General features: G+C 60.7%; 13 protein-coding genes and 1 tRNA gene. 8 read left to right on the top strand and 6 right to left on the bottom strand.

The window, feature by feature from the left end:
* The first annotated feature begins 180 nt into the window (after positions 1-180).
* From EN804_RS33165 to EN804_RS33145, 5 genes are read left to right on the top strand one after another with little or no spacing between them, the layout of a single operon-like run.
* Complete coding sequence (locus EN804_RS33165) at positions 181-678, top strand: tail fiber protein (protein WP_135922186.1); 498 nt, start codon at positions 181-183, stop codon at positions 676-678.
* 12 nt (positions 679-690) lie between these two features.
* Complete coding sequence (locus EN804_RS33160) at positions 691-1,200, top strand: tail fiber protein (protein WP_135867720.1); 510 nt, start codon at positions 691-693, stop codon at positions 1,198-1,200.
* Positions 1,201-1,210: 10 nt separating this feature from the next.
* A complete protein-coding gene (locus EN804_RS33155; RefSeq protein ID WP_135867719.1) occupies positions 1,211-1,744 on the top strand; it encodes a tail fiber protein in 534 nt (177 codons plus the stop codon).
* Between the two features lie 30 nt (positions 1,745-1,774).
* On the top strand, positions 1,775-3,013 hold the full coding sequence (locus EN804_RS33150; protein ID WP_189524609.1) for a hypothetical protein: 1,239 nt from the start codon (positions 1,775-1,777) through the stop codon (positions 3,011-3,013).
* Between the two features lie 17 nt (positions 3,014-3,030).
* Positions 3,031-3,549, top strand: coding sequence for a GNAT family N-acetyltransferase (locus tag EN804_RS33145; RefSeq protein ID WP_246693520.1), 519 nt, complete (start codon positions 3,031-3,033; stop codon positions 3,547-3,549).
* A gap of 229 nt (positions 3,550-3,778) precedes the next feature.
* On the opposite strand, the gene EN804_RS33140 is transcribed toward EN804_RS33145, so the two are convergent.
* Entirely contained in the window at positions 3,779-4,054 is a 276-nt protein-coding gene (locus tag EN804_RS33140; protein ID WP_135922184.1) for a hypothetical protein, read from the bottom strand.
* Positions 4,055-4,375: 321 nt separating this feature from the next.
* Here EN804_RS33140 and EN804_RS33135 point away from each other — a divergent pair, with 321 nt between their 5' ends.
* A complete protein-coding gene (locus EN804_RS33135) occupies positions 4,376-5,182 on the top strand; it encodes a SapC family protein (RefSeq protein WP_135918067.1) in 807 nt (268 codons plus the stop codon).
* 226 nt (positions 5,183-5,408) lie between these two features.
* Here EN804_RS33135 and EN804_RS33130 read toward each other — a convergent pair whose 3' ends face one another.
* The 4 genes from EN804_RS33130 to EN804_RS33115 all read right to left on the bottom strand — a co-directional run bounded on the left by EN804_RS33130 (position 5,409) and on the right by EN804_RS33115 (position 9,801).
* Positions 5,409-5,786: a hypothetical protein gene (locus EN804_RS33130; protein WP_135922183.1), complete on the bottom strand. Its 378-nt coding sequence runs from the start codon at positions 5,784-5,786 to the stop codon at positions 5,409-5,411.
* Between the two features lie 42 nt (positions 5,787-5,828).
* On the bottom strand, positions 5,829-6,425 hold the full coding sequence (locus tag EN804_RS33125) for a hypothetical protein (protein ID WP_127276719.1): 597 nt from the start codon (positions 6,423-6,425) through the stop codon (positions 5,829-5,831).
* A gap of 27 nt (positions 6,426-6,452) precedes the next feature.
* Complete coding sequence (locus tag EN804_RS33120) at positions 6,453-7,784, bottom strand: hypothetical protein (RefSeq protein WP_135922182.1); 1,332 nt, start codon at positions 7,782-7,784, stop codon at positions 6,453-6,455.
* A gap of 139 nt (positions 7,785-7,923) precedes the next feature.
* The gene (locus EN804_RS33115) at positions 7,924-9,801 is read right to left on the bottom strand and encodes an adenylate/guanylate cyclase domain-containing protein (protein WP_135922192.1); all 1,878 of its coding nucleotides are present in this window, start codon (positions 9,799-9,801) and stop codon (positions 7,924-7,926) included.
* A gap of 902 nt (positions 9,802-10,703) precedes the next feature.
* Between EN804_RS33115 and EN804_RS33110 the strand changes: the two genes are divergently transcribed.
* The gene (locus tag EN804_RS33110) at positions 10,704-12,233 is read left to right on the top strand and encodes a lytic transglycosylase F (RefSeq protein ID WP_135922181.1); all 1,530 of its coding nucleotides are present in this window, start codon (positions 10,704-10,706) and stop codon (positions 12,231-12,233) included.
* Positions 12,234-12,715: 482 nt separating this feature from the next.
* On the opposite strand, the gene EN804_RS33105 is transcribed toward EN804_RS33110, so the two are convergent.
* Positions 12,716-12,790 (bottom strand) — tRNA-Gly (locus EN804_RS33105).
* A gap of 316 nt (positions 12,791-13,106) precedes the next feature.
* Here EN804_RS33105 and EN804_RS33100 point away from each other — a divergent pair.
* Positions 13,107-13,604 (top strand): prolyl-tRNA synthetase associated domain-containing protein, encoded by a 498-nt coding sequence (locus tag EN804_RS33100; protein WP_127281199.1) that lies wholly within the window; start codon positions 13,107-13,109, stop codon positions 13,602-13,604.
* Positions 13,605-13,616 lie beyond the last annotated feature (12 nt).

Raw genomic sequence — 13,616 nt, 5'->3', positions numbered from 1 at the left:
CGAACTCGATTCTTACATACGCCTCAACCGAGGCTTGTAAAGTATATAGTTAACAATATACTTGAAGTTGCTAGTAAGCGATCCGGTGGATATTTATGAAAATTTATCCGGAATAAGTATTGCCAGTAGACTTATAATTCGTGACGTGTATAGTCCGAAGCGGCAGTGGGAGGGTATCGCATGTCAGAGCCGTTTCTGTCCGAAATCCGCATCATGTCCTTCGGTTTCCCGCCCAAGGGGTGGGCGTTCTGTGACGGCCAACTGCTTCCCATAAATCAGAACCAGGCTCTGTTTTCGCTGCTCGGCACGACCTTTGGCGGCGACGGCCGGGTAAATTTCGGCTTGCCGGATTTCCGGGGCAGGGTCCCGATCCATGCCGGCAACGGGCATGACCTCGGCGGGCGGGGCGGCGAGCAATCCCACACGCTGTCGATTGCGGAATTGCCGACCCATGTTCACCAGGCGAGAGCGACGAACGCCAACGGCACGGTGCCCCTGAACTCCGGGAATTTCCTGGGGGCTTTCAACAATGGCTATGCGCAGGCTACCAGCCTGACCTCGTTGCACCCTGCCAGCATCGCCAATGTTGGCGGTTCGCAGGCGCACCTCAATATGCAGCCTTTCCTGACGTTGAACTTCTGCATCGCCCTGCAGGGCATTTTCCCGTCGCAGACCTGAGGAAACGCGATCATGGCACAACCCTATGTTGGCGAAGTTCGCATGTTTGCCGGCAATTTCGCGCCGGCCGGGTGGATGCTCTGCGAAGGACAACTGCTGCCTATCTCGGAAAACGAGACGCTGTTCCAACTGATCGGCACCACCTATGGCGGCGACGGCGAAAGCACTTTCGCGCTGCCCGACCTGCGTGGCCGGCTACCGCTCCATCAGGGCAACGGCTTCACCCTGGCCGAGACCGGCGGCGCGGAGGAAATCACGCTGTCGATCCAGCAGATCCCGGCTCACTCGCATCCCATGCTGGCATCGGGCCAAACCGGAACCGGGACCAATCCGGGCGGGAATGTCCTCGACCAGACGACGGGGACGATCTTCATGTACATCGATGGCCAAGCGCCCGATGGCCCGATGGCCGCGACCATGGTGTCACCCGTCGGCGGCAGCCAGCCGCATAGCAATTTCCAGCCGTATCTATGCATCAACTTCATCATCTCGCTGTTCGGCATTTTCCCGTCGCAGACCTGAGAGGACCGTCATGGCCGATCCGTTCGTTGCGGAAATCCGCATTTTCCCGTTCAATTTCGCGCCCAAGGGCTGGGCGCTGTGCGACGGGCAGATTTTGCCGCTGTCGCAGAACACGGCGTTGTTCTCGTTGCTCGGCACGACTTATGGCGGCGACGGCAAGTCGAACTTCGCGCTGCCCAATCTCCAGGGCAGCGCGCCAATGCACCCCGGTCAGGGACCTGGTCTGTCACTGCACGATCTCGGGGAGAGTAGCGGCTCGGAGACGGTGACGCTGCTCCAAAGCGAAATACCGATCCATGCGCACAACGTTATGGTCGGAACCCAGGACGTCGCCGACGTCCAGGTGCCCAGCCCGTCGAGAATTCTCGGCAAGTCGGGTGGCGCTTTCGCCTATGTTCCAGGGACGCCGATACCCGCGCTGACGCCAATGAACGACAACATGCTCGCGCCTGCCGGCGGTGACCAGCCGCACAACAATCTGCAGCCTTATCTCACCTGCAATTTCTGCATCGCCCTGCAGGGCGTGTTCCCACCGAGAACCTGATTTTCGAGCCAACAAGGCGGGGCCGTTACCATGGCTAACGAAGACGCTCACTTACCCTCCCATGCGGCGCCAACCGGGCACGTGCCAGGCGTGTCGTTCTTCGAACTGTCGCGGCTGATGGTCGTCGGCATCGATTCCGCGGCGGGACGGCTGATCCAGAAGGCTCAAGTCGCGCCCAACGGGGCGTGGCCTGCCGCATGGTCTCCCATCGCCGCCGGCGCCTGGGTGATCATGACCGCAGGCCTGACCAAGGACGGGCGCGTCGCCGTGGTGGCCCAACCGACCGGCACCACCAACCTGTCTTTCATCACGGAGGACGCCAACCAGGTCGGCCCGGTCGAAAAATGGAATCCGCCGGTCGGCATCGGCGCCCCGCCCGGCGCAACAAGCTACCAGAAACTCTCGATGGCGCGCGACGCTGACGGCCGCGTCGAAATCTTCCTCACCGACAATCAGGGCCGCATCTGGTGGATCTACCAGAACCCGGACGTGATCGTTCAGGTGCAGAAAACCATCACGCCGCCCGGCACCACGACGCCGATCGTCGTCACCGTCGACGAGCTCAGGCCGCCCGCACAGCCCTGGAGCGCCTGGATACAACTGACCGGCCAGCTCGTGGCGGTCACGGCGCTGCGCCAGGCGGACGGCCGCATTGCGCTCTTCGGCATCAACTCAGCCCTTCATCTCTATCGCTGCCAGCAGGCCAAGGCCCAAGCGCTGACGGTGGCCGACTGGACGCCATGGGTGCAGATCGACGCCGGCTATCCTTTCACGGAAATGGCGCCGATCGTCGGCCCGATGGGCGCCACCAATCTTTTTGCCATGACGCAGCCGGGCCAGGTCCTGCATACCAAGCAACTGCCGGCGGGCTCCGACACCTGGACGAACTGGGCGACGCCCGGCTACAGCAGGGTTCCCAGATACACGCTCTGCGCCGGCATCCAGGGGGACGGTGACATCATGCTGGTCGCCTCCGACCAGCAGCATGTCCACTCGTTCAACGCCCAATACGACGCGGCCACCCAAAACTGGTCTGGATGGCGTGATTTCAGCGCCTCCGGCGCTAACACACGGCTGTCGCTCGACTACAATGCCGATGGTCGCCTTGCCTTGTTCAGCATGATGATCACGAACGATGGGACCAATGGTCTGTGGACGATCAACCAGATGGCCATGGACAGTTCCGAATGGGAGTGGAGCTGGACGGCTCTGGCCACCGGCAACCTCAAGCAGATCGCGGTGGTGCGCGACCTGACGCCGCCGGTCTGACGTTGACCGCAAGCGGCGTGGCTTTGGTCTATCCCGCTCCGGCGTGGTCCCGGTCACGGCAGGCCGGACTCGCTTTCCGTGCCGCCGCGGAGGCGGACATTGCCTTCCTGTCGCGGCTCTATGCCTCGACCCGCATGGAAGAGCTCGCCGTGACGGACTGGAGCGAGGCGCAGAAGGCCGCCTTTCTCGACATGCAGTTCCAGGCGCAGCACGCGCACTACCACAAGCACTATCCGCAGGCCGACTGGCTCGTGGTGAGCCATGCCGGGCAAGACATCGGCCGGCTCTATGTCGAGCGCTGGCCAAGCCAACACCGCATCATCGACATCGCTTTTTTGCCCGCCCATCGCCGCAAGGGCTACGGCTCAGCGTTGCTGTGGGACCTCATCAACGAGGCATGGTTAGCCGGCAAATCGACGTCGATCCATGTCGAGAAGAACAACCCAGCAAGGCGGCTCTATGTCGATCTCGGCTTTGTCGTCGTCGAGGACAAGGGCGTCTACGATTTGATGGCTTGCGCGCCGGCGGATCCATGATCGTTGGTTGGCGCTGCCCCTCACCTGCCTGCCGGCATCCTCTCCCCGTAAACGGGGCGAGGGGCGCTGTCATCGCCGCTTTCGCCAATCACAAGCGTTGCAGAAAATGCGCCGGCGTTGCGGCCAGCCGCTCTCGCCCCGTTTACGGGGAGAGATGTCCGGCAGGACAGTGAGGGGCGGCGCCGACGGCTAAGATTGTCGCTTTCGGCCCTGCAGCTCAAAACCGGCGTTAATTGAACACCGCTTCGTAGGTCCGGCCGGCCGCGTCGGCCGCAACCGGCACGATGAAGATGTCGTGGACCCCGCTGGTGCCGGCAAGGCTGTAGGTCGCCTGCGGCAGCGAGATCCCGCGCGGTCCCCGGAACAGCAGGGAAAAACCGCCGCCCGGGCGCGGGCTGGCCGCGATACGGTTGACGGCGCTCAGTTCGAGCGAGATACGCCCGCCTGTGGTCTCGATGATGAACGCCTGCCCGATCGCCTGTTCGAAATCCGCCGCCGCCGCCATTGCGCTCGCCTCAAAGCCGTTTGCGCGGCACTGTCGCCGCTTCGCCGCGAGCTGTCCAGAACTCATTATTTCCGGAGTCCAGGACGGAAGAACGTCGAACACTTTCCTGGGATTGTGCGCCATCGCGCGAAGCGCTCGGCGCCCAAGACAATTCACCGCCGCAAACCGCAAAATACGGCAGCCCATGTCCTTTTACGCGTGCCGGCGACGCTGTAGTACTTTGTTTCGATACGCGCCTGGCGTGACAAGACAGGGCTTCGGCAGCGAAGCCGGACGCGGATTGGCCGGCTTTGACCGGCTTGCGGGAGAAAAGGACGGACGATGGCTGAGAGTGGTGCGAAAACAGGGACGGCGCCGGCAAAGGGGGGCGACGCCATGCCGTTGTTCTATACGAGGCCAGAGGCGCTCAACCCGATCCGGCACGGCTCGCTGGGGCTGACCGCGCGCAGCGATTTTTCCTTCGCGCGCTCGGCGCACGCCATTCCGGTGGTGGCGTCGGAGATGCCGGCGGCGATGCGCTCCTATCCGATCGTCTTCATCGGCGCCGGCAAGGCGCCTGTCATCATCACCGGCGTGCGCCAGGACGAAAACCTGTTCGTCGATGCCGACGGCATGTGGAACGCGCCGCATTACATCCCGGCCTATGTCCGCCGCTATCCCTTCATCCTGGCCGAGGACCCGACGTCGGCCGGCCGGCTGACGCTGTGCGTCGACCGGGCGAGCGAGCGCGTCGTCGACCAGCTCGTGGCACCGTTCCGTGACGACAAGGTGCTGCCGTTCTTCAGCGGCAACGAACCGACCGAGGCCACCAAGCAGGCGCTCGCCTTCTGCAACCAGTTCCAGATCGACTTCAGGGCTACCCGCGAGATGGTCGACAAGATCGACGCCCACGGCCTGTTTTCGCCGCGCCAGAGCAAGGTGACGCTGGAAGGCGGCGAAGTGCTCAACCTCACCGATTTCCAGGTGATCGACGAAGCGGCCTTCAACAAATTGAGCGACGAGGCCTTTCTCGACCTCAGAAAGTCAGGTGCGCTCGGCCTGCTCTATTGCCACCTCGCCTCGACCAACAGCTGGACCTCGCTGGTGCACCAGGCGTCGGTCCGCAAGGCGGAGGGGGCGAAGGGCTGATTTCTGGCGCTCATGGTTGGGGCTCTCAAGAACGCCCAAAGTCGAACGGCCTTCCGGGAGCCGAGGTTCGTTCGTAACAAGGAGCGAGCTGAAAGACTTGGGGGAGGCCGCCGCGGAAGCCGCATGATCAAGCAGATGCTTGGCCCGCGGACATCATGAACCCCGGCAAGATTTCGCCGGCATGAGGGCAGAGCCGTTGATACCGATGTGACTTGTGACTTTACGGCTAGTCACAGCTTTTTTGCTTGGAAGTGACCAACTTCAGGGACACAGTGATGGTTCCATCCTCAGAGCCGCTTATGATGGTTTCCTCGAAAGTTTCATTCTTGATGCGAACATAGTATTCCCCGGGTGAAGCCCCGTCTTGTGCTTTAACTTTAAAGGTAATTGTCGTCGTATCTTCGATGGTTACGTCGTTGTCGAATACCACTAGATATGGCTCGCTCTTTAAAGTGCCAGCATCGATAAAGTCAATTACCAGGTATTCCGTGTCGTTAAACCAACCACGGTCTGGGGCTACCGTCACACTGACCGTAACCGGATCTCCGCCTCTTACAGCATTCCCTTCAGGTGTATCGACACGTACTATATCTACTCTCGCCATGGCCCATCTCCCTTCGGCCTTCTCAATTAACGATCGAAAACGCTAGTCCATATCGCCGCGCCCGCCGCGGTTCATGGCGCCACCGGACCGTCCCATCGCACCGCCAGACCTGCCCATGGCGCCGCCAGATCGCCCCATCGCACCGCCGGATCTGCCCATTGCTCCGCCCGATCGACCAAACGAACGCGGGTCCAGCTCCGCACTCAACAGGACATCTTCGAGCGTTCCGGTGTCGAGTTCCAGCCGCATTGTCAGGTCACTCTTGTCGTAGACCCAGACCTGCATTCCGCGCGCGAACGAGCCTATCTGCGATGACAGTCCGGTATAGGCAGGGTCGCTTGGACCGCGGCTCATGACCTTGAGATCGGTGTCCCCCGGGGCCGGATAATCAACGACAGTGCCAGGCCCATGGACAAGAAGTATGGTCGGTCGGGCCAGCTCGTAGAACTGCGCTTCAAAGGTGAACGCATAGATCCTTGCTAGCAGGCTACCGGAAGCGTCGATCTGGTTCTGCAGGAATCTATTGTTGCCAAGCCTTGGAGGCCGTCCCCCATCGACCCTCTTCTTGAGCTTCAAATCTTCAAGAACTCTACCGAACAAATGTATGGCTGAGGTATTTAGAATGGTTTCAGTGGTCATGGATCACCCCCATCATCTGTATGTCGATCAAAGATCGGCGCCACTTCTGGACATCCAATATTTCTCGAAATAGCTCATGTCCGGCAGGTGCGCCTGGTCCAGTGGACGGGCGGTTCGGCCCTCATGAACATGGCTCTTTCGGTTTGGCTTCGTCAGGCGAGGCCCGGCACGGTAGCGAAAAATCCCTCTTCGGTCGAAATCCCGGAAGATGATCCTCGATAGTTCTCCTCCGGTCATGCTGTCGTCGACCGCGAGCATCGTTCTCGCCACGTCACCGTAGTCCAGGAAATCCGGGGCGAGAGCCCAAAGGGTCTCGGCGAGATAGGTACCCACGATATCCCGCGCGTCGAGCAGCGCTTCGACGAAGCCTTCCGGATTGCGAGCGAAATCGCGGTCAAAGACTTCCTGGATCGGCAGCTCGGCGGCCGGATCGATCTCGGCGAGGTCGGCAAGATTTTCGGCCTCCGGCGAGATCAGTCCTCGAGCCACCAAGCTCTCGTGAAAGACATCGACCAGAATGTCGAAGACGGCGCCCGTGAGAGGTTGTGACAGTGCATGCTCGTCGGTCCAGCCGTCCGCAAAGTCGGCCATCGTCAGTTTGTTGTTGGCCTCGCGTATCTGGCGGTGCGGCGAGAATTCCGAGAAGCGAGAGAGTTGGTTGGCGATGTAGAGATTCCCACGCGTCACCGTCAGGACATTATCGATCACGGAGGGAAAATGCATGGCCGCGATCAACGAAACGCAGTCCGAAAAGGCCTCCTGAAAGCCCAGATATTCGGGGAACTCAGCGCCCGGGTCCGGTATGCCAAGGACGCTGTAGACGAATGCATGGCCAACCTCGTGCGCGATAATATCGAAGTCGAGGCTGAACGGGAGCGTGCGTCCGTCCTTCACGAATTGGCTGCCGAGCTCAAGGAAGCCATAGCCGTATTGGGCGTTGTCCCAACCCGGTAGGATCGAGATTTCCAGGCGATCGTAGTGATCGTGGAAATGCCAGGTGAGCGGCTGGCCGATGTAACGCTCCCAAACGTCTAGGGTGAAGCGCGCGCACCCGAACGCGTGGGCTGCTTCGAAGCCGGGCGTCGAGGGCTGATAATGATCGAAATTGCCTTCCTCATCGGGAACGGCCGGATCGAGGATCGCTCGCGTCCAGGGCGGCAGGGAGATAACGGGCGTGCCCAACGGGCCGTGGTTGACGCCATAGGGCCGCGTCTTGCCGACCGGCTCGACGACATACATACGATCGTCGGACGGGCCAGGTCCGACGCTGCCTCGCGGGGAAGAAACCGCAATGATCTCAGGGCTTGACGTAGGGTCTTCGAACGGAGGCTGAACAAACAGCCTGAACCGGGTACCCATTCCCCCACCTCTCGGTTATATTAGTAACATACCATAATATCCGTGAGATGGCGAGGGCGTTGGTTTGTCAGGTTAATTCTTCCTGAAGGACGGTTCTTGATTGTCGGCAACAAAATTGCCCCAAGAACAATGCGCATCGCTACTGCAGGAGCTGGAGCAACTTCTGGTAGCGGGGATGACTGTGAACAGAGGCGAAATCGGAATCGTTCCTGAACCAGAGTCTCATCTCGGCGCCAGCCTGCGGCAGCCACACTTCCAAAAGGTCGATCGAACGTTCGAATTCCCCCAGCAACGCATAGGTACAAGCGGCGTTGTATTGGACGTTGATATCGCTAGGGTCGATTTCCAGAGACCGGCCAAGCCACTTCGCGGCCCTGTCGCGTTCACCAAGGAAGGCCAGCACGATCGCCCCCAGGCAGGCACAATTGGCGTTCTCCGGATGCAGACGGAGTTCCTCTTCCGCTCTCTCCAATGCGATCCGCGCATAAAGCTCCGCGTCGTTCTGTTGGCCGAGAGTGCGGAAGACGTTCACCAGCATGACCGGTGCGCCGTAGTCGGTCGGTTTGATCTCCATCGCGCGCAGGAAATACGTCGCGGCGAGCTCGAACTGGCCGCCGGTCACGCAGAACTCGGCATAGTAGCGGTTGGCCTCGTGGCAGTTGGGGTCGAGCGTGAGAGCCTGTTCGAACGCCGCCGCGGCCTCGGAACGGCGGTCGGCGAGGGACAGGGCAAAGCCCCTGGCTGAATGCGCCTCGGCCAGATTCGGGTCCAGGGCCAGGGTCTTGTCGGCGGTGGCGAGAATGTCGTCTACCTGGATCGAGGAGCCGTAGATCGACTGAAGGCGTACGTCACAGACCGCCAAGCCTGCATAGGCGCGGGCATATCCCGGATCAAGCTCGATGGCCCTGATATAGCTCTGTCTGGCCATCAGGTGGTTCGCTCTGGTCGCGATGTGGCTGTAATCGCGGCCTCGAAGATAATGCGTATAGGCTTCGACACTGTCCGTCGGTGCCAGCTCGATAGCCTTCTTCTCCTCGGGCAGGAGCCTGACCCTGAGCTGCGCCACGACCGCCTTGGCGATTTCGTCCTGCACGGCGAAGATGTCGGTGAGGTCGCGGTCGAAGCGGGCAGCCCAGACGTGTCCGTCCGTGGCGCCCTCGATCAGCTCGGCATTGATCCTGACCCGGTTTCCCGCCTTGCGGACGCTGCCCTCGACAATGTAGCCGACGCCAAGTTCCCTGACGATGCGTTCCATCTTGTCGGTCCTGCCCTTGAAGGCGAACACCGTATTGCGGCTGAGCACGAACAGGCCGGAGACGTTCGAGAGGTCGGTTATGATATCTTCCGTGATGCCGTCGCTGAAATACTGCTGGTCGGGGTCATTGCTCAGATTGGCGAAGGGTAGGATCGCCACCGACGGTTTGTCGGACCGCACCAGTGTCTGGACGCTCTCGACTGCAATATGCGTCTCGACTTGCGAGACGCCCTGGTCCCAGTTGGCGAAATAGACGTGCACCGGCTGAGCAATGTTCTTGACGGTCCTGGCGCCCTGATCGGCGAAGTCGACGCCCAGCTTGTTGCCGACCTCATGGCGCACCACTTCCGAGCAGGCGATGCCGCCGGGTATTGCGAGCCCCTGCAGCCGCACCGCAAGATTGACGCCGTCGCCATGGAAATCATCACCGTCGACGATGATGTCGCCAAGGTTGATGCCAATGCGAAACTTGAAATGCCGGGCCTCGGGGATGCCGGCATTCCGCTCGGACATGCCGCGTTGGATCTCGACCGCGCAGCGCGCCGCATTGATTACGCTGCCGAACTCCACCAGGAAGCCGTCACCCATCACTTTAAAGATGCGCCCACCGTGCTTGGTGACGGTCGGATCGAAGAACTCCCGTCGATGCTGCCGAAGGAGATTGAGCGTGTGCTCCTCGTCGGCCTCCATAAGACGGCTATAGCCGACCACATCAGCCGCCAGGATCGCCGCCAGCCGACGCTCAACATGCTCCTCGGACATGTCGTCTCCTGAAATCGCGGACAATAATTCCGCCTGATTTAGTTTTAACTGATTTACCTCCTCGGCGCCAACGTCGCTGAACGGTCGCTCGCGCCGGTCCCGATACGGTTGCCGACCGGGTGGCGCGGCGCCAGTCGCAATCCAAGCGGTCCGGCCGTACGGTCGACGTCGTTCACGGGAATAGCAACGAACGGGGAGTGACCCAGAACATCGTTCCTCGACCTGCGCAAAACCGGCGCGCTCGGCCTGCTCCATCGCCATCTTGCCTCAAGGTTCTGATTTGTCCATGTCGTGGTTCCGGAACGAGGACACTTCCGGGCGACATGCATCAACTGGTTGTTTTCGCCGCAATTCCCCCTACATGCGGCGGCTTTCATGCCTTCAGGTCAGTGTGACTGTCGAAACGTCGTCGTGATCCAGTTCTTGCTGCAGCATGATCTTGTCCGAAAGCAGTTCCATCGCCGCGACGGTCTTGCGGGCCGCCCTTGGGCGTGGCGCTGCAACGCCAAAACTGCTATTTAGGGCAGCGAACCGCAAGCTGGCGACCAGGCACCGCCATGCGGATCGCAATGAAGGAGCGGGTGGCATCGGTGGGGTACGCCGGTGCAAGGGTCGTGGAGGCTGGGGGCAATGTCAACTTCATTGCGCGTGGATCGCGCCGGTTGGCGCGCTGGCGTTTCTTTGTTCCGTGGCAAATGGCCGATCGCTTCCAATGAGCATGCCTCAATGGAGAACACATGCTCCTGGCCGAGTTTCCGCCACCTGGCTCGACTTGGCCAAGATGCGGGCTTTTGTCGTGCACAAGAAAACTCGAATACCATACTCCAGCAACAGTTGGCTCAGATGACGTTCGATCCATGATCTGATGGCTCGGCGAAGCAGAGGGGTGAACCGGGATGATAATGGCCGACTTGATACTCGATACTTTTCAGTTCTTCCTTCTGGTGACAAGGCGAAACAGCCGTGGCGCGGCTTTGATCTTCCGGAGGGCCGTAGCGCGCATCGTGCCGGCCCTCATCGTGCTTGCCCTGGCCTCGCTGCTTTTCCCCAATCTCTCACAGTCCAAAGAGGCCGCTTTGCGCCCCGGATTTGACGCCTGGACCGGCGACTACGGCGGAATGGAAAAGAGACGTCTTATCCGAATCCTGGTCCCTTACAGCAAGACGATCTACTTCATCGACCGTGGTGAGCAACTTGGCACGGCGGTCGAGTTTGGCCAGGCGCTTGAGCGGCAGATCAACAAGAACAAGAAAAAGGAAATCGAAAAAATTCGTGTGGCCTTCGTGCCGGTGGCCCGGGACCGGCTGCTTCCCGCGCTCATCGAAGGGCGCGGAGACATTGTCGCGGCAAATCTGACGATTACCCCATCACGGCAGCAGATCGTCGACTTCACGGATCCCCTGGCGAGCGGCGTGAAAGAAATCCTGGTCACCGGCCCGGCCGCGCCGAAAATCGCCGCCATCGACGATCTCGGCGGCAAGGAAATCCGCGTTCGCGCGAGCAGCAGCTATTTCGAGCATCTGCAAAAGCTCAACAGCGACCGGCGCGCGGCGGGCCAAGCCGAGATCGGCATCGCGCCGATCGACGAAAATCTCGAGGATGAGGATCTTCTGGAGATGGTCAATGCCGGCCTGCTGCCCTGGTGCGTGGTCGACGGCCACAAGGCGCGGATCTGGTCCAGGGTCTTCGATAACATCGAACTGCACGATGACATTGCGATAGCGCAGGACGGGGAAATCGCCTGGGCGGTCCGCAAGAACAGCCCGGAACTGATGAAAAGGCTCAACGCTTTCGTCAAGCAATACAAGGTCGGGACGACCTTCGGCAACATTTTGAAGAAGCGCTACTACCAGGATGACAAGATGGTGCGTTCCGCCTACGAGCAGTCCGAGGTCGATAAATTCCAGGCTCTGCGCGACGCCTTCGAGAAATATAGCGCTGCCTACAAACTCAATGCGTTGCTGCTGGCCGCGCAGGGATACCAGGAATCGCGTCTCGACCAGAGCGAACGCAGCTCTCGGGGCGCCGTCGGCATCATGCAAATGTTGCCGTCGACTGCTGCCGATAAGGCGATAGGCATCAGCGGCATAGCGGAAAGCTCGGATCGCAATATAGAAGCGGGCGCAAAATACATGCGTTATTTGTCGGCAACCTATGTGAACGATGCCGAACTCGACCCAGTCAACAGGGCGCTGTTGACGCTTGCCGCCTACAATGCCGGGCCCGGCAACTTGCGCAAATTTCGCAGTGCCGCGAAGACGATGGGCCTCAACCCCGATCTATGGTTCGGCAATGTGGAGAACGGCGCCGCGACGGTGGTTGGGCGCGAAACGGTTCAGTATGTCGGAAATATCTACAAATATTTTGTGGCTTATACGCTGCTCGAGGAGCAGAAAGCGCGGCGTGGCGTGAACAAGGCGCAGTCAGAGTAAATCAGCTCGTATTTCGGCATGGCTGGCTCAATGATATGGATATGCAAGAGCTGACCGACCGTTCCTACCGGCATCTGCAGGCCATGAACTGACTGGGGCGACGAGGCCGCGACTTGCGCCGCCACCGATGAATAGTTTGACGGCCTGTCACCGGTCGGTCATTTTTGAAGAGAGCGACGCTCACGGCAGCGATAGCCAATACCAACGCGATCCATTGCCGCGTGAGCTCGTCTGGCCGCCACGTTGATCAGCTCGACCATGACCCGGCCTCCCGGGACGGCAGGCTCCTGATGCTGGATGGAGCTCCGCGACATGGACGCCCTGCCGCTGCATCGGCTCATGCGGGCGGAAGCCCAGGCCCATCCGATTTGCCGGCGCCACCGCCCTTCGCAGGCTTGAGGTGGCTGCGCTTCAACCGCCACAGAAAACGAAAAAGCCGCGGCGAACCGCGGCTTTTCGATGCTTGATTCCCTTGAGGAAACTGGAGCGGGTGAAGCGATTCGAACGCTCGACCCCAACCTTGGCAAGGTTGTGCTCTACCCCTGAGCTACACCCGCTCACACGGCGTCTTGGCCGCAAGCCGGGCCTATATGGCTGAAGAGCGCGGCGATTGCAACAGGGAAATAACAGGCTTTTTGCTGCCCGGCGCCATGATGCAGGCAAGCCGCCGTGACAAGGCTTCTCGCCGGATCTGGGGGCCGTGTTGGGCGGCGGCCCGACCGTTGCCGCCTCGTCGCGGCGCGCACCATCGCCGCGTGCATGGGAATAACCGGCTTTCGCGGCGGCGCGCACCAGGCTTGCGCAAAAATGATTCCGATTCCGTGGCCGATGCGATAAACGGCATGGCCGCAAACCAGCCGAAGAAGAAATCCAATGCCGAAGACCGAAGCCGAGCTTTTCGCCTTTCTCGCCGAACTGGGCATCGCCGTTTCGACGAAACGCCACCCGCCGCTCTATACGGTGGCCGATTCGCAGGCGCTGCGCGGCGAAATCGCCGGCGGACACACCAAGAACCTGTTCCTGAAGGACAAGAAGGACAATTTCTTCCTGGTCACCGTCGGCGAGGACGCGGTCGTCGATCTCAAGCAGATCCATCAGTCGATCGGCGCCGCCAGCCGGGTTTCCTTCGGCAAGCCGGAAATGTTGATGGAGCTTTTGGGCGTCACGCCGGGCGCCGTCACCGTCTTCGGCGTCATCAATGACAGGGAAAACAGGGTCAAGCTGGTGCTCGACAAGGATTTGATGGCGCATGCCGTCATCAACGCGCATCCGCTGACCAACGAGGCGACGACGTCGATCGCGGCGGCCGATCTCATCAGATTCGTCGAGGCAACCGGGCACGATGCTGCTATCTTGAAAGTCTCGGCATGATCGCCACATGGA

Source organism: Mesorhizobium sp. M8A.F.Ca.ET.161.01.1.1 (assembly GCF_004792105.1).
Classification (GTDB): Bacteria; Pseudomonadota; Alphaproteobacteria; order Rhizobiales; family Rhizobiaceae; genus Mesorhizobium.
This window is presented reverse-complemented; position numbering and strand designations above follow the sequence as displayed.